Below are 19,506 nucleotides of genomic sequence, written 5' to 3'. Positions count from 1 at the left end.
AAGGAAATCGGAATGTATTATGACGGTTTGCTAAAAATCCGGGTGTATAAGCAGCCGTTGTCACTCAAAATTCTATGGTCAACGGACTGTTTAAAACCGGGAACCTGGTCCGTGCTTATTGGTCAAAATCATGCCGAAAATTGTACCACGACTTCGACATGCGGAAACACCTTATTTTAGCCAGAACAACGGGTTTTGGAAAATCTGTCATCATGAAATCCCTCATCACAAGCCTAATTTTACAAAAACCGGATGATGTGGAGTTTTCGCTCATCGATCTCACAGGCGGGCCCGCATTCGCCAGGTTTAAGAACTGAGGGAAAGTCATTAATTTTGGGAGCAATAGCGAAGAAGTGGCTACCATATTGAATTGTTTTGAATTGATTTTCTTCTATTTTATATGTTCCGCACACAAGTCCACCAATGGGAACGCGACCAGTATATTGAAATGTATTAAGAAAGAAACCCCTTGAAGCGTAAGGCTTTGAGGGGTTTTTGTTTATCGGGCATTTTTGCGGCGAACGCCCAATGCCCATTAATTTCCCCGATTTTTCCTCCGAAAATAGATTGAATGCCCAGAAATCCGTGCCACAGGTATGTTTGCTATCAAACGCGCATATACTCTATTAAAAAAGAAGCAGCCGAAACTGCTTCTTTTTGATCAGTGCACCATTTGCCTGTACAGCCCGATGACAACGCCGAGAATGGTGACGTTTTTCAATATGATCGGTTCCATTGTCTGGTTTTCAGGCTGCAATCGGAAGTAGTCTTTTTCCTTGAAAAATCTTTTTACTGTCGCTTCATTTTCATCTGTCATAGCGACCACGATATCCCCGTTGTTTGCCGTCTGCTGGGAGCGGACAATCACATAATCGCCGTTTAAAATCCCGGCATCCACCATGCTGTCCCCTTCAATTTCCAGCATGTAGACGGACTCGTCAGACGGGACAAGATGTTCTGGAAGCGGAAAATACTCTTCAATATTTTCTACAGCTGTAATCGGTATGCCTGCTGTTACTTTTCCGACAATAGGCACATTGACAACATTTTGGGCTGGTATTTCTTCATCATGGTCCAAAATTTCAATCGCTCTCGGCTTTGTAGGGTCGCGCCTGATCAGCCCCTTGCTTTCAAGCCTTGCGAGATGGCCATGAACAGTTGAGCTGGAAGCAAGCCCGACTGCCTGGCCAATTTCCCGCACGGAAGGGGGATAACCTTTTGTTTTTACTTCATGCTTGATGAAATCAAGTATCGCCTGTTGCCGTTTTGATAGTTTTGCCATTCTATTCACCTCGTCACAGTTTTGTTTGGCACCCGCGCTGCGTATGGGGACGCTTACGGGAGGAATGCCATTATTTGCTATTATTATATCACATTGCAGCAGATAAAACAAACGTAAGTTCGAAAAAAATGTTGACGAAAAACAGGCGTTCGTTTTATAATAGAACTGGTGATTGGACGAACGAATATTCGCGGGAGGAAGATGGAGATGTCACGATTATGGAAAAAGTATAACTATGTTATGATTTTAGCAGGGCTTACGCTTGTTTTCGGATTTTTCATGATTGGAAGTCTGCGGGATCCATCCCCACACTATATCAAAATCAGCGTCACAGAGGGCGAGACGCTTTGGAACATCGCCGGACAGTATGCGGAAAAGGGCAAAATGTCGAGGGAAGCATTTATCAGCTGGGTTGAGCGTCATAATGATATTGACGGCAACATGATCAAAGCCGGCGAAAAAATTGTCATTCCGGTAGAAAAAAATGAATTCAGCGATGATAAAAGGGAACTTGCGATGAAATCACAACGGGAGACGAAAAAATGAAAGTTGTTTTATATTGCAGAGTAAGCACGGAAAAAGAAAGCCAGGAAACTTCCTTGGCGAGGCAGCGGGAAGAGCTGGTGAAGCTTTCGGATTCCCACGGTTTTCAAGTGTCCGGGGTGATCTGTGACCGGGCAAGCGGCTATGACCTGGACAGGCCCGGCATCCTTGATCTTCTTGATACGATTGAAAATGAAAAGATTGACGCCGTACTGGTGCAGGATGAAACACGGATCGGAAGAGGAAACGCAAAAATTGCATTGCTTCATTTTTTATATAAAAGAGGGGTTAAAGTATATTGTTATGCGCAAAACGGAGAATTGGAGCTTTCGGAATCCGATTCAATGGTACTGAAAATTGTCAGCATGGTTGAAGAGTATCAGCGAAAGCTGCATAACTTAAAAATTAAAAGGGGAATGGAGCGTGCAGTCAAAAACGGCTACCGCCCGGAAAAAAATTTAAAAGGGAAGCGGAATCCGGACGGCAGGGAGCGAAAGGAAGTGCCTGTTGAAGAAATTATCCGCCTGCGGGATAACGGCTTGACTTTTCAGGAAATTGCTGCGACAATGCGCGGTTTCGGCTACCAAGTTTCAAAAGCAACCGTCCACCGGCGTTACAGGGAATATATGGAGGAAACGGGGCATGATAAATAGTACCAAAACCGGTTTCACGGGTGCGCTTTCGTTGCAGACGAGTCCATATTTTAGTAAGATGGCATCAATCACGGATAAAAGGAGAGAAAATATGCTTTCAAAAGAAAAAATGGCAAGGATTAACGAATTGGCGAAAAAAGCGAAAACCGGTGCCCTGACAAGTGAAGAAGCAAAGGAACAGTCAAAATTGCGAAGCGAGTATTTGCAGGCGTTCCGCTCTTCATTCAGAAAAACGATTGAAAATGTCCGTGTGCTTGACCCGGCTGGCCAGGACGTTACCCCTGAAAAAATTAAGCAAATCCAAACAAAAAGAAAGCTGCACTAAAAAGGAAACCATTCTGCTTTTTTCTTACAAAATCCATACAAAATGGTAAAAGAGTTGTGTTATGGGTTTCACTTGCCTTAATATAGAGTTGTAACCCATGAAGAAAGGATGTTAACAGATGTTTGATAAAACGGACGAACTGGCAGTCACAACAATTCGAACTTTGTCCATTGACGCCATTGAAAAAGCAAAATCCGGTCATCCGGGGCTTCCGATGGGGGCTGCACCAATGGCATACACCCTCTGGACAAGATATTTGAACCATAATCCGGAAAACCCGCACTGGTTTAACCGGGACCGTTTCGTATTATCCGCAGGGCATGGTTCCATGCTGCTCTATAGCCTGCTCCATTTATCCGGTTATGCATTAAGCATGGATGATATTAAAAATTTCCGGCAATATGGAAGCAAAACCCCGGGTCATCCGGAATACGGGCATACGGAAGGCGTGGAAGCAACGACCGGTCCGCTCGGGCAGGGGATTGCCATGTCAGTCGGAATGGCGATGGCAGAACGGCATCTGGCGGCTGTATACAATAAAGAAAATTTCCCTGTCATTGACCATTATACATATGCTTTATGCGGAGATGGCGACTTAATGGAAGGCGTATCTGCCGAAGCTGCTTCATTGGCGGGACACTTAAAATTGGGACGTCTCATTGTATTGTACGATTCCAATGACATTTCCCTTGACGGCGACTTAAATAAGGCCTTTTCCGAAAGTGTTGCCGACCGGTTTAAAGCATACGGCTGGCAGTATTTGCGGGTTGAAGACGGGAATGATATGGCACAGGTCGCAAAAGCGATCGAGGAAGCAAAGGCGGATACAAGTCGGCCGACACTCATTGAAGTGAAAACGATCATCGGTTACGGTTCTCCAAACAAATCCGGGAAATCGGCTGCCCACGGCGCCCCGCTCGGAGAAGATGAACTGAAACTAACGAAAGAAGCGTATAAATGGACATTTGAAGAAGACTTCTATGTTCCGGATGAAGTTTACGCACGGTTCCGTGAATTGGTTGTGGAAAATGGCGTGAAAAAGGAACAGGAGTGGGCGTCCCTGTTTGAGGCCTATGAAAAACAATACCCGCAGCTTGCGGCTGAACTAAAACAGGCGATAAAAGGCGGGCTGCCGGATGGATGGGACAAGGACATTCCGGTCTATGAAGAAGGCAAAACCCTTGCCAGCCGTGCGGCAAGCGGGGAAGTGCTAAATGCCGTCTCCAAACATTTGCCGTCTTTGTTCGGGGGATCTGCAGACCTTGCCGGATCCAACAATACGCGGCTGAAAGAAGACAAGGACTATATGCCGGATGCCTATGAAGGGCGCAATATTTGGTTCGGTGTCCGCGAATTTGCGATGGGCGCAGCCATGAACGGTATGGCGCTTCATGGTGGTGTCCATGTATACGGCGGCACGTTCTTTGTTTTCTCGGATTATTTGCGTCCTGCCATCCGCCTAGCTGCTCTTATGGGCCTTCCGGTAACGTACGTCTTTACGCATGACAGTATCGCTGTCGGGGAAGACGGTCCGACACATGAACCGGTTGAACAGCTTCCTTCTTTAAGAGCGATGCCGGGCTTGTCGGTCATCCGCCCCGCGGACGGCAATGAAACGGCGGCTGCCTGGCGCCTTGCTCTGTCATCTGAAAACCATCCGACAGCGCTTGTTTTGACGCGCCAAGGGCTGCCAACCTTGAAAGGGACGTCTGAAAAAGCGTTGGAAGGCGTTTCAAAAGGTGCCTATGTCGTGTCCCCTGCACAAAAAGAAACGGCTGACGTTCTCCTTCTTGCCAGCGGGTCGGAAGTCCATCTGGCTGTGCTCGCGCAACAGCAATTGGCGGAACAAAAGATTGATGCTGCTGTTGTCAGCATGCCGTCATGGGACCGTTTTGAACAGCAAAGCAAAGAATACAAAGAATCCGTATTGCCGGCACAGGTGAAAAAACGCCTTGCCATTGAAATGGCTTCACCATTCGGCTGGGAAAGGTATACCGGCGATGAAGGCGATATTTTGTCGGTTGATACGTTTGGCGCAAGCGGAAACGGCAATACCGTTGTGGAAAAATACGGATTTACCGTTGAAAATGTTGTGGCACGTGTAAAAAAATTATTGGGCATGTAATCGTTCCAGGCCTGCTTTTGCGGTATTCGCAAAAGCAGGCTCATTTTTATGAAGGAAGGGTATAAGAATAGGGGCTTGAAGTACCGGAGCTGAGTTGAATTAGCTTCTCCCTTGGACGCAACCGATTTTGCAGCAACGCTTTGATACATTTACGCTTATTTTCCTGTATGTACGTGTAATCGAATGTTCCACAGTAATTTTTTAAATTTTGTTACAACAAACGACAACTTTTTTGGGGCCCGTCCATTATAGTGAAGGTAACAAAGTTGCGGGAGTGAGATCATATGCGATCCTATTCTATCTACCTGATAAAAGAGGAGTTTGCACAATATTATTACGGCAGGGAACGAATGTTTTTTAACCTTTTTCACCAGTATGCGCACGTTTCCGGAAGTTTGAAAAATGTCCTCAGCAGACAGATCCATTATATTACAAAGCAGATTCCGCTCTTGCCTGTCCATCATGTCTTGCAGCCGTTATTTTCTGACACCATTAACATGACGAAAACCGGCGCTTGCCAACTTCTTTCAAAAAAAGAGGGGCAGGTGCTGGAAGTGACTATAGAAGAAAGAATGCTCCGCCTGAACGTATCCGGTAGTTATGATACAGAAACCGCCGTTTTTGAAATTCTGAGGAACTTCAAAGGAAATCTGCTTGCAATCGATTACGACCATAAACGATACGGCTGGATAAAACCGGTTAAAGAAAGAAAATTCGTGTGAGAAGAAAACAAGTATTGTATAATTCAAATGGATTTAGTACACTGTATGTGAGTGAAGGAGGTATATTATGATTTGGGTGTTCGTTCTTGTAGCCCTTATTGCTCTTTTGGCAGGCGCAGCAATCGGGTTTTTCATCGCCCGTAAATATATGATGAATTACCTGAAGAAAAATCCGCCGATTAATGAACAAATGCTGAGAATGATGATGATGCAAATGGGTATGAAGCCGTCTCAGAAGAAAATCAATCAAATGATGAATGCCATGAACAAACAAATGAAATCTTAAGCTGGATGACCGGCTTTTGTGGTATATCCATCACCATTGTTAAGCTTCTCACGATTCTGTAAACCACTTTTTCTGCCAATTTCCTGCACAGAAAAGGTGGTTTTTGATTTCATGTTCCATTTTTATGCTTTCGTGTATGTGTAAAATTTTACTCGAAGGGGCAAATGAGTGGAAAAAAATGGGAAGACGCTCTATCATCTAATTGTACACTTCAAGATGAACATCTAGAGAGAGAGGTCTTCCCATGGATATTATATCAATAATTGCTGGATTATTAAAGGATACAAAGAGTCTTATCGAATTTGAAGAACAGCTTAAACTTCTGATGCAGAAGGCTTTTACACAATGGGTTGGGGAAATATTTGAAGAGTTAGATAAAACAATTAAACAGGAGAAGTTAGAGGAGGGCTGGGTGTACTGCCGGAGTGATAACAGAAGCGTTCAGTTTCTATTTGGAAGTGTGACTTTTAAACGTTCATTAATGCGTGATAAGAGAGGGAACTCACATTATCCTCTGGATGAATGGTTAGGGCTGGTACCACACCAACGATACAGCCCGTTAGTGGAATTAAAGGTGGCAGAGTTGGCAAGTGAGAACACCTATCGGGAAGTAGCTGATATTTTAAAAGAGTGGACAGCAGTGAGTCTTAGTCACACAACTGTAGGGAACATGGTAAAACACGTAGGGAAAACTCAGGCGGAAGCCGATAAGGCACTTGTAGAAGAGCTAGAAATAGCTGTTTCCCTGCCTGAGGGGAAGAAGGTAGACTACCTGTTTTCTGAAGCAGATGGTGTATTCGTTCGGGGACTAAAAAAGAAACAGAGTATGGAAGTCCACCACGCCATTCTCTATGAGGGATGGGAAACCAATGGAAAAAGGGTCTCCCTGCGTCAGCCCACAGTCATCATGACGACGGAAGACATTCAGACATTTTGGGATGAAGTCCAAGCCACAGCTGCCAACACCTATTCCCTCGAAAAAGCGCATGTCATTACAAACAGTGATGGAGGTGCTGGGTACACAGCTGAACGGTTTCAAACAGCATTCTCACAGTCGGAATTTCCGGTGCTCAACCAGCTGGATACCTACCACGTTGCACAAGCCATCATAAGGACATTTGGGGGCGGAAAGAGCGAGATCAAGGAGCAAATTAGAAAAGCGATTAGAACGCATGACCTGGACCAATTCACGTTATATTTGGATACGCACGAAAGCACCTTGACGGATAAAAAGGCCCTCAAGAAAATCAAGGAATTCCGTTCGTATATCTTGAAAAACTGGGACCGCATTTTTGACTGGAGAGACAGGGTGAAAAACGTGCCGGAAGGTGCGAGAGGCCTAGGAGCGATGGAATCGAATCAAAGGCATATCTCCTTCAGGATGAAAAAAAGGGGCATGCATTGGAGTGAACTTGGCGCAGAAGCCATGGTGAAAATCAAACAAGGCATACTCAATGGGACATTGAGAGAAGCCTATCTGAAACACCGTTCAAGAAGCGAGAGAAAGCAACGGAACTTGAAACAATCCATCAGGATGTCTCAACTACTCAAGCAGCCTGTACGCCCGTCAGTGGGCGTAAAGCACGGATCAGTTGCCCTGCATTCAAGCAGTTCATCGGCAATGGGACATTTAAGCAAAATATTAGAGCTTTCGTTTTAAGCCTGGCTCAGTGGGGACTGATCGTTGAGGCGCGCGAAATTTACGAGACTCCTGCGGGAAAAGCGAGCCAGGAGAGACCCCGCAGCGAGGTACGAGCGAGGAGGCTCGCCGGCCGCCCGCGGAAAGCGAGTGAATTTCGCGCGCCTCAACATCCCCGTTATCCATCTTTATACGAAAATACTACATCTTTTCCGAAAATTACACCGAGCAAGTAAAGCACGGTAGCCGAAAGTGTACAAAAAGAGTGTCTTGGAATACCCGATATTTAAACCTTGTCGAGAAAAACTTGACACATACTGCTTTCGTGATGTTTTTTCTCTTTCAATCAGTTTATGTTAAAATGAAAATGAGCCGGGATGGGGAGTGAACCGATGGCTGATGTAACAGTATGGCTGTCTTTCGGGGCAGGTTTCATGAGCTTTATATCGCCTTGCTGTCTGCCGCTTTACCCTGCTTTTGTTTCTTATATAACAGGCGCTTCTGTTAGCCGGTTAAAAAGCGGGGGCGGCATGCGGGAGTGGAAAAGTATCCTGCATACCGTTTGGTTCCTCGCAGGATTTTCCACAGTTTTTATTGCATTGGGGTTTGGTGCTTCCTGGATCGGGAGTTTTTTTATCCGTTACCAGGATGCCATCCGGCAGCTCGGTGCAGTCGCGCTCATTTTTTTTGGGCTGCTTGCTGCGGGCATTTTTCAGCCGGGGATCTTTATGAAAGTGTACCGAATCGATGTAAAAAAGCAGCCGGTCGGATTCTTGGGTTCTTTTCTCGTCGGGCTTGTATTTGCTGCCGGCTGGACGCCTTGCACCGGGCCGATTCTTGCCTCGGTATTGGCGATGGCAGTGGCCCATCCGGCTTCTGCGTCCGTCTATATGGCTGCATATGTGTTCGGCTTCTCCATCCCTTTTTTTGTCCTTGCTTTTTTTATCGGACGATTGGGGTGGATGCAAAAATATAGCGTGAAACTATTAAAATGGAGCGGTGTTGTGATGATATTCGCCGGAATCCTGTTCTTTTTTGACTGGATGCCTGTCATTTCCGGTTATATGAGTGCGCTGTTCGGGGGATTCCAGGGATTTTAATCCGGGTTGCATTTTAACGGATCAATGAGGAGGAGAAATTCGATCGATGGCAAATGTGTTGATTGTGGATGATGCAAAATTTATGAGGATGACTTTGGCGAAAATGCTGGAAAACGGCGGCCATACCGTTGTGGGCGAAGCGGAGAACGGGCAGCGGGCGATTGAATTATACCGTGAAGTCAGGCCGGATGTCGTTACGATGGACATTACCATGCCGGAGATGACCGGCATTGAAGCTGTGAAAAAGATCGTGCGCGAATTCCCGGACGCAAAAATTATTATTTGCTCCGCGCTTGGCCAGCAAAAACTGGTCGTCGAAGCAATAGAATCCGGCGCAAAGGATTTTATCGTCAAGCCTTTTGATGAAACGCGTGTTTTAGAAGCGGTTGAACGCGTTTTGAACTGACAGGCGCCGCAAAAAAAGAGAGGCAGGCATTCCGGCTGGACATCAACCCCGCTTTTATGGTTGAATATTAGCATAGGAAACTTATATTTACCGTAGCTATATTTATTTTGTTAAAAATCTGTTACTAAAGAGGGTTGAGACATGGAAGGCATTGTCATCTCGTTCATTGTTGCGATTTTGATGGGGTCTTTGGTCATTTTTGTCCGTTTAAAAGGGCAGAACAAGCCCGTTTCCACAAAAAAAATATTGTTGCCGCCGGTCTTTATGAGTACCGGGGCATTGATGTTTGTCGTCCCGTATTTTCGCGTGACGCCTGTCGAAGTATTGGAAGCATTTGTGGTCGGAATGTTCTTTTCCATATTTTTAATTAAAACTTCCCGTTTCGAAGTCCGTGACGGAAATGTATATTTAAAACGGTCGAAAGCTTTTCCGTTTATTCTGATCGGGCTCCTTCTCATCCGGTTGCTGATGAAGGTGGTACTCAGCTCCTCGATTCAAATCGGGCAGCTCAGCGGCATGTTTTTTCTGCTCGCATTCGGCATGATTCTGCCGTGGCGCGTCGCCATGTATATTCAGTACAGGCGGCTCATGCAGGAACTGGATGAAGGGGTCCGTGCTTGAAAAACATCATTCGCTTTTGCCGAATGATGTTTTTTCATTTACCGGACCGATTTTGTTTTTTTCTGCGCAAACAAATGCTCGTAGCGGCTGTCATCGATGTCCAGCTGCTTTAATTTTTTTCGGAGGAATTTATGGTCCCTTCTTGGCGTGGCGAGGATATAGCCCTGAATGATATTGTCCAGTGTCATTTTCTTTGCATTTTTGGAAAGCGCCACATCCCCGATTTTTGCCGCGATTTTTTTCCTGGCCACATCGCGGAACAATTCCGGGACAGGGCTTACTAGTTCTTCAAGCAGTTCTCTGTACTCCGGCGTCCAGAGGTGCCGCGTTTTAAGGATTGTCTCTTCCTGCTGGTCAAGTATCGATTTTCCGTCTTCTTTCGGAAGCCTTTTCAAAAATTTTCGGAACATAAAATAGCCGCCAACTGAAAAGAGAAAAACGAGACAGAGGATCCATATTAAAATAAAGGCAGAAAACCATCCACTCAGCATGACGCTCTCCTCCCTGGCAAGTACTCGCTTTTATTATAAGAAAAAATGGACTGTTTTTTCAATTAAAAAAGGAAAAACCCTTTCTCCGGCCGGCAGGGGACAGAGAAAAAGTGATGTTTTATCTTTATTTGTCCATGAAAAAAACGGTGAGGCACTTTGAATGCGGTGCCTCGCCGTTTTTTTGATTTCTTTTGTGCTTTTTCATCTGCTTCGGGCAAGCAGAAAGCATTTTTACTGTTTTTTCAGCGCTTCAAAAGTGTCTTGCAGCAGAACAATCGTTTTTTCAATTTCTTCTTTTGTTCCTTTTTTTCCGTCTGCCAGCCTGATCGGGTCGCCAAAGCGCACGCGTTTCGGCTTTCTCGCGAGGACTTCTTTGAACGTTTTCGGCCCTTCGTAAATGGCCGGGACAAGCGGCACATTTGCTTTTAAAGCAATCGTCACGGCACCGCGTTTTAAAGAAACATGTTCGCTTTTGCGTGTTCCGGAAGGGAAAATGCCGACGACCTTCCCTTCTTTTAAAAGTTTCATTGGAATTTTAATCGAGCTCGGGCCCGGATTTTCACGATTGACTGGAAAAGCGTGCAACTTTGTGAACAGCCATTTTGACCATTTTTTAGAGAAAAGTTCCTGTTTCGCCATATAATGAATTTGGACAGGCCAGATGGCAATCGCAAGGTAGATAATATCCAGCCATGTTTGGTGGGTACAAACGACCACAAACGGAGCCGCAGGGATTTTCTCTTTGTTTTCTTTTTTGATGTTGCCGCCAAGCAGCCAAAAAATGCCGGCAACAACATAATAGCCAAACCGGTACATGATTACACCCCCACAAGCATTTTATACTATACAGGCATGCTTGTTCTACTAATTTGGCAAAAAATATTTAAAAACGCGAAATGAATCATTGGAAAAAAGAAGATAGCAGTCAAAACAGCGTTTACGGAAAGATTAAAATAAAGAAGGAATATGATAAAGCAAGGCAGAATTTCATACGGAGGGAAACGGATTGCATAAAAGATGGGTCGTGATATGGACGATGGCATTTCTATTTATTCAGGGAACCGGGCCTTATGCAGCAGGGGACAGGGAAGGCCACGGGAAAAAAGAAACAGACGCAAAGATTGCCGGTATTCTTGAGGCCGCCCCTTTAAAAGGCGGGATCGTTGCGATCAGCGTCCGTTCGGCTGATAGCGGGAAACTGCTCTACGAACAAAATGGCAATACGCTGTTGCGCCCTGCATCCAATATGAAACTGCTGACCGCAGCCGCCGCGCTTGAAACGCTCGGGGAAAATGCCCGTTTTAAAACGGGCGTGTACCGGACAGGCGCGATCCAAAACGGTACGCTTTACGGTGATATATACATACAAGGGGGAGGAGATCCTGCTTTATTGAAATCCGATTTAGCGGACTGGGCGGCTGAATTAAAGAAGCAGGGGATCCGGCGTATTCAGGGGGACCTGGTCGGTGATGAATCGCGCTATGACGATACCCGGTATTCACTTGACTTGCCGTGGAGCGATGAACAGGAATATTACGGGGCACAAATTTCGGCTTTAACTTTATCGCCTAACCGGGATTATGATGCAGGGACGGCCATTTTTGAAGTTGTTCCGGCAAAAAAACCCGGCATGAAAGCGCGAATCAAAATGGTTCCGGAAAGCGGGATGGTTAAACTGGTCAACTATGTCCGAACCGTGCGAGACGGTGAGCAGCAGGAGGACGATATCGTCATCAGCCGGGCACATGGCGGGAATACGTTTACGGCAAGCGGGACGATTACAGCCGATTCCGCCGCAGTCCGGCAATGGAAAGCGGTCTGGGACCCGGCGAAATGGGTACTGTCTGTTTTCAAAAAAACGTTAGAGGAAAACGGGATCACCGTTCAAGGCACGATCAAAACGGGCAGGGTGAAGGATGCAGCAGTTCCGGTTCTCTTTTCGCAATCGCCGCCTTTATCAAGCATCATGGTGCCGTTTTTAAAATTCAGCAATAATACCATCGCCGAAATGCTTGTAAAAGAAATGGGGAAAACGGAAAAAGGGGAAGGAAGCTGGGAAAAAGGGCTTGAAGTCATTCGCAGCGTTGCAGGTAACTTTGGCATGGACCCTGACCAGATGATGCTCCGTGATGGTTCGGGCATATCCCACGCCGATTTGGTCCGGGCAAATGATTTGACGGCGCTTTTATACCGGATACAGGAAAAAGACTGGTTTCCGTGCTTTTTCGATGCGCTGCCTGTTGCGGGGGCTGAAAACAGGTTGGAAGGCGGAACCCTCAGAAACCGGTTTAAGGGGACGGCTGCTCGAGGACAGGTGTTTGCCAAAACTGGGTCGATTACAGGCGTCAGCACACTTTCCGGCTATATGCAGGTAACATCCGGGGAAAAGTTGATTTTTTCCATTTTGATCAATAATGTACTGGATGAAGAAGCAGTACATCAAGCGGAAGAGCAAATTGTACTGCAATTCATCAACCAGGGGGGAAAAGGATGAGAAAAGGGAAACGATTGCAGGCGGGAGATACGATCGGGCTGGTCGCGCCTGCAAGCCCGGTCTCAATCGAAAGGCTTCAAACTGCTGTTGCGAAATTGCGGCGGCTCGGTTTCCGGGTAAAAGTGGGGGAAAATGCGGAGAAAGTATACGGTGGGTATATGGCCGGCACGCCGCTTGAACGGGCAGCCGATCTGCATGCGATGTTTGCAGACGATGACGTGCGGGCAATTCTTTGTTTGCGCGGCGGGTACGGGACACCGCAAATTTTACCGTATCTCGACGTTGAATGGATCCGGGAGAATCCGAAATTATTTATCGGTTACAGCGATATTACAGCACTACACATCGTTTTCCAGCAAAAATGCGGCCTCGCCACGATCCATGGCCCGATGGCGGCTGTCGAATTTATCACAGACGATGCGCTTTCGGTACAATCATTGCTCAAGCTGGCGTCAACCGGTGTTCCTACCGGCAGTTACACGGGGGAAGCGTGGGGTGAAGGGGTCATGACAGCGCCGCTTACAGGCGGGAATCTGTCATTAATCTGCGCACTGATGGGAACGCCGTTTGAAATCGATACAAGCGGAAAAATTCTTTTTCTTGAAGAAGTGCATGAAGAGCCATATGCGATCGACCGGATGCTGACCCAGCTTCAGCTTTCCGGAAAACTGGATGACGCCTCCGGGTTTGTGCTCGGGCAATGGATGGACTGTGAGCCGGAAGCATACGCGGATGGGTTTACGGCACAGGATGTCCTGAAAAAGTTTTTTTACGGGAGCGGTAAGCCGGTGCTTGCCGGCATACAGTCCGGGCACGGTACCCCGAATCTGGCGCTTCCGCTCGGCATCCCGGTCACACTGGATACAGTAGGCCAACGCCTGCATTTTTGCGAAACCATTGTCGCTGAATAAGCTTGCATATCGTTCTCATCATAACCGCATACTTATTGCCCGTACGGTATGTCCGGAAGCAGGCTGGCCTAGCAAGGGGTTTACAATGCAGACGCACATCCGGCCGTTTAAATTGGCGCCTGTTTTCCCGCTTGCAGGCGGATGCACAAACGATGCGCTTCCAACTGCCATATTGTAAAAGCAGCAATGGATAAAGGAGTGACAAATTTGGCAGAATCCAGGCAGTATTATGGCGGCTATCCGGGCCATTATATGCCGTATGGGCACCACCACCATTATGGAGGATACGGTGGTTACGGCGGTTATCCGTACGGGCATTCGTACGGCCACTCGTACGGCCACTCACATGGTTATGGTTACCCGCACGGCCACCATCATCATTACCATTCCGGGCATTACGGCCACAGCGGATACGGGAATTTTCCGGGCCACGGGTACAGGGAAGAAAAATAAAACGCTTTACCGAAAAAGATGCCTGCGTGCAGGCATCTTTTTCCCATTTTTGCAGCAGCATTTTTCCAGGCGGATGGATTCGGCAGCCATGAAAGGTTTTCATCCGAAAAAATCACGGCATTAGTGGAGAAAAAAATAAAGAAAAAAATAATCAATTCGTCTTGACACCACATTTATAATCTGCTATTATAATAAAGAATTATTTTTGTTCGGTATGGTAAGGAAGGAAGAAGTTTTAAAACTGACCCCCTGAAATCACTTGAGCAAGGATAGTAATTTTGTGTTCAAACACATTAGGAGGAAACAAAATGGAACAAGGTAAAGTAAAATGGTTTAATTCGGAAAAAGGCTACGGATTTATCGAACGCGAAGGCGGCAGCGATGTATTTGTTCACTTCTCAGCGATTCAGGGCGAAGGTTTTAAAACTTTGGAAGAAGGCCAATCCGTATCTTTTGATATTGAAGAAGGCAACCGCGGACCACAAGCTGCAAACGTTTCGAAATTATAAAAAACAGGCCTTTATGGCCTGTTTTTTTTTGCCTTGGGAATCAGGTTCACACGTCCCTTTGCTAGGAAAAAAAATATCCTTTTAATCCGGCCGCTTCGGATAAAAAATAGATACATATTGCAATCGCGATCTTTCATAATATATGATAAGAGCAATGCCAATATGGATAAAGGAGACAGGGGAATTTTGCAAATCAGAGAAATGGCAACAGAATTACTAAAAAACGCCGGGTGCACCGCCCATTTGAAAATAAAGAAACAGTTCCCCGGCGGGCGCCTTGTTGGCGGCAAATACCATCCGCACACCGATACGATTACGCTGTATATAGAGACAATCCGGCGGCAGTGCGAGCTATTGTTTGGAAGCTGCGAATGGTTTTTGCCTTACGCCACGATTGTGCTTGCACATGAAATCGGCCATGCGATGGATGAAAATCTGCCTCTATTGTCCGCCGCCTTTGAAGAGTCCGGGCATTTACCGGAAAAGCAAGCACTGGCACTTACGATTGAGCAAAATGCGTGGGATTTTGCCGGCCAGCTGATCCCCGCACATCTTGAGCCGCTTTTTCAAAAAATCATGGATGAGTCGCTATCTGCCTACCGCCAACCGGTGATGGCGGGTGCATATTAAGAAATGGCAAAAAAACCGGAAGAAGGGAAGTCTTCTTTCGGTTTTTGCTTTATTTAACGATTGGCAGTGTTCCGTGCACATAGGGCGGTGCCGGTTGTTGTCCGACACGGTCATGGGATGCAAAAGGTTCGACAAATTTAAATTCACCTTTTCCATCAATGCTTTCGCCGCTCGCCCATCTTCCCTTGGCACTTTCTTTGCCTTCCGAATGATTGATAAAGAGATGGGTAAATTCTTCAGGCTCCTGTTCAGGAGGGAATGTGCTCGGCACGACAACACCTTCCTGTTCTTCCAGTTCACGCAGGGCGGCCAGCCACTGGTTCTGATGCATCGTGTCCCGCGCGATCAAAAACGATAGTGTTTTTTTCACGCCCGGATCGTCCGTCATTTCATATAAGCGGACGACTTGAAGTCGCCCCTGCGATTCAGCGTTGAGATTGGCGCGGAAGTCAGCGATTAAATTCCCGCTTGATACGATATAACTGCCGCTCCACGGAACACCCGCACTGTTGACCGGCAACGCGCCGAGCCCGCCGACAATGGCGTGTTGCGGATTCATCCCGCCCATGACAGCTGCAATGGCAGGGTCTTTCGCAACCGCTTCTTCCTGCATTTTGACCGGTGCCTTATCGAGCAGGCGGGCGATTAATGTGGCGAGCATTTCCACATGGCCGATTTCTTCTGTCCCGATATCAAGCAGCATATCCCGGTATTTTTCATCTGCCCGGCAGTTCCATCCTTGGAGAAGATACTGCATCATCACAGAGATTTCCCCGTATTGCCCGCCGAGCACTTCCTGCACTTTATTGGCGAAAACCGGATCCGGCCTTTCAGGTTTTGCTTCAAACTGCAACTCTTTTTTGTGTAAAAACATCTGCTCCACTCCTGTTCCGGTTTTGATCTTCAATTCCTGTCTACCCTAGGAAAAACGGGTTAAACATTCGAAAAAAACGAACGCCGGTGTTTAAGAACGGGGCAAAAAGGCAATATAAAAAGAAATCTGATTTACATACAAGGGGGAACATAACGATGCAAAATATCGTTGCAAAAACAGAAGACAATTATTTTGAAAAAAATAAATCGAAAGTGGACATTCACGTGTTCGACAAGGAAGATTCTCGCCCGTTTGCAAACTTCCCTTTTTCCAGCCGGAAAGTGTATGAGTTTTTCGATTATACGCTGCGTACGCCGCTCGAAAAAACAGATGCTTTCTATGAAATTTTAAAAATGCCATATGCATGTGAGATTTGGATTTTGCCGGTAACCGAGAAATCTTCCCATTTTATGCGTGAAATTCAAGAACCGAAAACCGCTGCTTTGTTTTCCTTTTTGGCGAAAGTGAAAGACACCATTCAGCGCGACCGCACCTTTATTGTTACGGATCAAAGCCATGCAGCGGCAGTAGCTGAAGAAATGAAAAGACTCGGCTTTACGATGACGGAACCCAGCGCGGCGGAACTGGAAAAACTCGTCATTTCTTTTGGTGATTAATATGGGGACACGCATATGCAGTTAATTGGAATTTTTGCCGGACCCGGGGAAGCAGCGGAAGCCATTTTACATCATCATAGAGAAAATGGGCGCATTACTGTCATCGCCAACAATGCTGCGGCCATCCGTGAAGTCGGCCGCGAAGCCGGAAAAGGTGTAAACGGAATATGCCTTCATACGGATGTGGATCTCATGAATGAACTGAAAGCACTGGTCAAAAGAAAAACATACCCGGAAAAAATATTGGAAAAGGTCCTTGAGCTCGGAATTCCGCTTGAAATTGCCACCCGGTATGTCGGTGCGGCGGCAAACGGAAAAATCGTCGTATTGGCACACGACTAATTTTCCTTGCAGACGAAAAAGATCAAGCCCTGCCGGATGCAGGCCTTGATCTTTTTTGTTATGCTTGAAAGCGAAAAGTTTCTATTTTTTTATATTTTTAACCTTGTATAATCATACATAATGAATTATAATAATGCACATACATAACAATAGGGAGATGAAAATGTTGAAAATAGGGATTGTCGGGGCAAACGGATACAGCGGTGCGGAACTTGTCAGACTTCTTGCCCGCCATCCCCGCGCACAACTGGAAATGTTGATATCGCACCGCACAAAAGGCACGATGCTGACCGCACATTACCCGCATTTCCAGCAAATCATAGAAGCCGGATTGGAAGACATGGTTCCGGATGAAATCGCAGGCAGGGTAGAACTATTGTTTTTCGCAACGCCGTCTGGGGTAGCCAAAAACTGGGTACCACGGTTTGTTGATAAAGGTTTAAAGTGTATCGACCTGTCCGGGGATTTCAGGCTGGATGGGGAAGCGTACAGGCAATGGTATAAACGCGAACCCGCCCCGCAAAAAGAGCTGGATAAAGCTATCTACGGCCTTTCAGAAATGAATGCGGACAGGATAAAAGAGGCTCAACTGATCGCCAATCCCGGCTGCTTCCCGACCGCAGCGCTTTTAGGACTTCTCCCGCCTGTTCAAGGGGGGTTCATCGATACTTCCTTTATTGTGATTGATGGTAAAACCGGTGTTTCCGGTGCGGGAAGAACCCCTTCTCTAGGCAACTTGTTTACTGAAGTAAATGAAAATACCGGTGCGTACAAAGTCGGAAGCCACCAGCATACACCGGAAATCGAGCGGTTCATCAAGGCGTTTGCCGGAAAAGAAGCGAAAATTTCATTTACGCCCCATCTTATTCCGATGACGAGGGGGATTCTTTGCACGATATACGCGCCTTTAGCAAAAAAAGTCACCACCGAAGATGTCCGCCAATATTATAGGAAAGTGTATAAAGGCCGGAAATTTATCCGGATCAGGCCGGCTGGTTCTTTTCCATCTACAAAGGAAGTATACGCCTCAAATTACTGTGATATAGGCGTCCATGTGGATGAACGGACGGGGAGGCTCGTGGTCATTTCTGCCATTGACAATCTTGTAAAAGGTGCAAGCGGGCAGGCAATCCAAAATATGAATCTGCTTTTCGGGCTGGAAGAAGATACAGGGCTCGACCATGTTCCGGTTTATCCATAAGGCAATCTTAAACATACCGTTTATATATGGAGGATGGCAATGAATCAATTATATGAAAAAGAAAGTACTGCATTTTTTACGAAAACAGACGGAAACATCTCGAGCCCGGCAGGATTTTTTGCCGGTGGGCTCCATTGCGGCATTAAAAGAAAACGTCCGGATCTTGGGTGGCTTTACTCCGCTGTCCCGGCACAAGCGGCTGCGGTCTACACGACGAATCAGTTTCAAGCTGCACCCATCCAGATTACAAAAGAAAGCATTATGGAAAGTGAGAAGCTGTCCGGCATCATTGTGAATTCGGGAAACGCGAACTCCTTTACAGGCAATGAAGGCCTCCGCCACGCCCGCCTGATGCGGGAATGGTTCGCCGCTCAAATCGGCGTAAACGAAAGCCTGATCGGCGTTGCCTCAACAGGTGTCATTGGCGAGCTTTTACCGGTTGAAAAAATTGAAACCGGCATTCGCCGTATCGAGAAAGAGGGCACATCCCATCCGGACCTTTTTGAAAAAGCGATACTTACGACGGACACCTTTCAAAAACGCGCCTGCGTAACGCTTGAAATTGATGGGAAAACGGTCACGGTTGCTGGCTGCGCCAAAGGATCGGGGATGATCCATCCGAACATGGCAACGATGCTCGCTTTTATCACGACAGACGCCAAAGTTGAGGCCGCTGCATTGCAAAACCTGCTGAAACAAACGGTCGATGAAACGTTCAATATGATTACGGTGGACGGCGACACAAGCACAAATGACATGGTCGTTGTAATGGCAAACGGGCTGGCCGGAAACGATACGCTTTCCTATGCACACCCGGATTGGAAGAAATTCGCAGAAAGCTTTGCCTATATTGCCCGGGAACTTGCCAAACAAATTGCAAGAGACGGGGAAGGCGCGACGAAACTGGTTGAAGTCTGTGTAACCGGGGCTGAAACGGAAAAAGAGGCACAAACGGTCGCAAAAACCGTTATCGGCTCAAATTTGGTAAAAGCTGCTGTCTTTGGCGCCGATGCGAACTGGGGAAGGATTATCAATGCGATCGGATACAGCGGCGTCCAAGTGGATGAACAAGCGCTTTCTATCCGCATCGGCGGGATTCCCGTAGTGGAAAAAGGCATGCCGGCTTCCTATTCCGAAGACGAGGCACATGCCTATTTAAAGGAAAATGACAAAATCTGTATCGCCATCGACCTTGGTGCCGGAACTTGCCAGGGTACTGCATGGGGATGCGACCTGACCTATGATTATGTGAAAATCAATGCCACTTATCGTTCATAATGTT

General features: G+C 46.7%; 23 protein-coding genes. 19 read left to right on the top strand and 4 right to left on the bottom strand.

Annotated features, from left to right (window positions below; translation table 11 throughout):
- Positions 1-661: 661 nt before the first annotated feature.
- Positions 662-1,282: a transcriptional repressor LexA gene (gene lexA / locus NST70_RS08250; protein WP_061086549.1), complete on the bottom strand. Its 621-nt coding sequence runs from the start codon at positions 1,280-1,282 to the stop codon at positions 662-664.
- 207 nt (positions 1,283-1,489) lie between these two features.
- Here lexA and NST70_RS08245 point away from each other — a divergent pair, with 207 nt between their 5' ends.
- The 10 genes from NST70_RS08245 to NST70_RS08200 all read left to right on the top strand — a co-directional run bounded on the left by NST70_RS08245 (position 1,490) and on the right by NST70_RS08200 (position 9,702).
- Positions 1,490-1,828 carry a LysM peptidoglycan-binding domain-containing protein gene (locus tag NST70_RS08245; protein WP_026683368.1) on the top strand — a complete coding sequence of 113 codons (339 nt, stop codon included), beginning with the start codon at positions 1,490-1,492 and terminating at the stop codon, positions 1,826-1,828.
- A complete protein-coding gene (locus tag NST70_RS08240; RefSeq protein ID WP_342476164.1) occupies positions 1,825-2,478 on the top strand; it encodes a recombinase family protein in 654 nt (217 codons plus the stop codon). The genes NST70_RS08245 and NST70_RS08240 overlap by 4 nt, the downstream gene beginning before the upstream one ends.
- A 91-nt stretch (positions 2,479-2,569) precedes the next feature.
- Positions 2,570-2,803, top strand: coding sequence for a DUF896 domain-containing protein (locus tag NST70_RS08235; RefSeq protein WP_014098216.1), 234 nt, complete (start codon positions 2,570-2,572; stop codon positions 2,801-2,803).
- Positions 2,804-2,921: 118 nt separating this feature from the next.
- On the top strand, positions 2,922-4,928 hold the full coding sequence (tkt, locus tag NST70_RS08230) for a transketolase (protein WP_342476161.1): 2,007 nt from the start codon (positions 2,922-2,924) through the stop codon (positions 4,926-4,928).
- 284 nt (positions 4,929-5,212) lie between these two features.
- Positions 5,213-5,650 carry a sporulation inhibitor of replication protein SirA gene (gene sirA, locus NST70_RS08225; protein ID WP_061575790.1) on the top strand — a complete coding sequence of 146 codons (438 nt, stop codon included), beginning with the start codon at positions 5,213-5,215 and terminating at the stop codon, positions 5,648-5,650.
- Between the two features lie 64 nt (positions 5,651-5,714).
- Positions 5,715-5,936, top strand: coding sequence for a YneF family protein (locus NST70_RS08220; protein WP_161655518.1), 222 nt, complete (start codon positions 5,715-5,717; stop codon positions 5,934-5,936).
- 244 nt (positions 5,937-6,180) lie between these two features.
- Entirely contained in the window at positions 6,181-7,596 is a 1,416-nt protein-coding gene (locus tag NST70_RS08215) for an ISLre2 family transposase (RefSeq protein WP_048339784.1), read from the top strand.
- A 371-nt stretch (positions 7,597-7,967) separates the two neighbouring features.
- Complete coding sequence (locus NST70_RS08210; protein WP_118497688.1) at positions 7,968-8,675, top strand: cytochrome c biogenesis protein CcdA; 708 nt, start codon at positions 7,968-7,970, stop codon at positions 8,673-8,675.
- 46 nt (positions 8,676-8,721) lie between these two features.
- Entirely contained in the window at positions 8,722-9,081 is a 360-nt protein-coding gene (locus tag NST70_RS08205; protein ID WP_013859444.1) for a response regulator, read from the top strand.
- Between the two features lie 141 nt (positions 9,082-9,222).
- Positions 9,223-9,702 carry a cytochrome c biogenesis protein CcdC gene (locus tag NST70_RS08200; RefSeq protein ID WP_342476159.1) on the top strand — a complete coding sequence of 160 codons (480 nt, stop codon included), beginning with the start codon at positions 9,223-9,225 and terminating at the stop codon, positions 9,700-9,702.
- A gap of 38 nt (positions 9,703-9,740) precedes the next feature.
- Here NST70_RS08200 and NST70_RS08195 read toward each other — a convergent pair whose 3' ends face one another.
- Both NST70_RS08195 and NST70_RS08190 read right to left on the bottom strand, forming a co-directional pair.
- The gene (locus tag NST70_RS08195) at positions 9,741-10,193 is read right to left on the bottom strand and encodes a DUF2621 domain-containing protein (protein ID WP_207368731.1); all 453 of its coding nucleotides are present in this window, start codon (positions 10,191-10,193) and stop codon (positions 9,741-9,743) included.
- Between the two features lie 231 nt (positions 10,194-10,424).
- Positions 10,425-11,009, bottom strand: coding sequence for a 1-acyl-sn-glycerol-3-phosphate acyltransferase (locus NST70_RS08190; protein ID WP_342476157.1), 585 nt, complete (start codon positions 11,007-11,009; stop codon positions 10,425-10,427).
- Positions 11,010-11,199: 190 nt separating this feature from the next.
- Here NST70_RS08190 and dacB point away from each other — a divergent pair, with 190 nt between their 5' ends.
- The 5 genes from dacB to NST70_RS08165 all read left to right on the top strand — a co-directional run bounded on the left by dacB (position 11,200) and on the right by NST70_RS08165 (position 15,190).
- Positions 11,200-12,687: a D-alanyl-D-alanine carboxypeptidase/D-alanyl-D-alanine-endopeptidase gene (gene dacB, locus NST70_RS08185; protein WP_342476156.1), complete on the top strand. Its 1,488-nt coding sequence runs from the start codon at positions 11,200-11,202 to the stop codon at positions 12,685-12,687.
- Positions 12,684-13,598, top strand: coding sequence for an LD-carboxypeptidase (locus NST70_RS08180; RefSeq protein ID WP_342476155.1), 915 nt, complete (start codon positions 12,684-12,686; stop codon positions 13,596-13,598). Before dacB ends, NST70_RS08180 begins: the two co-directional genes overlap by 4 nt.
- Positions 13,599-13,805: 207 nt before the next feature.
- The gene (locus tag NST70_RS08175; RefSeq protein ID WP_014098225.1) at positions 13,806-14,051 is read left to right on the top strand and encodes a hypothetical protein; all 246 of its coding nucleotides are present in this window, start codon (positions 13,806-13,808) and stop codon (positions 14,049-14,051) included.
- Positions 14,052-14,359: 308 nt separating this feature from the next.
- Entirely contained in the window at positions 14,360-14,560 is a 201-nt protein-coding gene (locus tag NST70_RS08170; protein ID WP_013859436.1) for a cold-shock protein, read from the top strand.
- Between the two features lie 162 nt (positions 14,561-14,722).
- Positions 14,723-15,190, top strand: coding sequence for a hypothetical protein (locus tag NST70_RS08165; RefSeq protein WP_017550441.1), 468 nt, complete (start codon positions 14,723-14,725; stop codon positions 15,188-15,190).
- Between the two features lie 49 nt (positions 15,191-15,239).
- On the opposite strand, the gene NST70_RS08160 is transcribed toward NST70_RS08165, so the two are convergent.
- Positions 15,240-16,064, bottom strand: coding sequence for a manganese catalase family protein (locus NST70_RS08160; RefSeq protein WP_014098227.1), 825 nt, complete (start codon positions 16,062-16,064; stop codon positions 15,240-15,242).
- 155 nt (positions 16,065-16,219) lie between these two features.
- Between NST70_RS08160 and NST70_RS08155 the strand changes: the two genes are divergently transcribed.
- From NST70_RS08155 to argJ, 4 genes are all read left to right on the top strand, one after another.
- On the top strand, positions 16,220-16,681 hold the full coding sequence (locus tag NST70_RS08155) for a hypothetical protein (RefSeq protein ID WP_014098228.1): 462 nt from the start codon (positions 16,220-16,222) through the stop codon (positions 16,679-16,681).
- 15 nt (positions 16,682-16,696) lie between these two features.
- Positions 16,697-17,023: a hypothetical protein gene (locus tag NST70_RS08150; protein ID WP_014098229.1), complete on the top strand. Its 327-nt coding sequence runs from the start codon at positions 16,697-16,699 to the stop codon at positions 17,021-17,023.
- 163 nt (positions 17,024-17,186) lie between these two features.
- Positions 17,187-18,224 (top strand): N-acetyl-gamma-glutamyl-phosphate reductase, encoded by a 1,038-nt coding sequence (gene argC / locus NST70_RS08145; protein WP_014098230.1) that lies wholly within the window; start codon positions 17,187-17,189, stop codon positions 18,222-18,224.
- Positions 18,225-18,263: 39 nt separating this feature from the next.
- Positions 18,264-19,502: a bifunctional glutamate N-acetyltransferase/amino-acid acetyltransferase ArgJ gene (gene argJ, locus NST70_RS08140; RefSeq protein ID WP_342476152.1), complete on the top strand. Its 1,239-nt coding sequence runs from the start codon at positions 18,264-18,266 to the stop codon at positions 19,500-19,502.
- Positions 19,503-19,506 lie beyond the last annotated feature (4 nt).

The sequence above is a fragment of the Weizmannia sp. FSL K6-0777 genome (assembly GCF_038593185.1).
In the GTDB taxonomy this organism is placed as follows: domain Bacteria; phylum Bacillota; class Bacilli; order Bacillales; family Bacillaceae_C; genus Weizmannia; species Weizmannia faecalis.
Note: the sequence above shows the minus strand (reverse complement) of the source record. Positions and strands in the feature narration are given on the sequence as shown.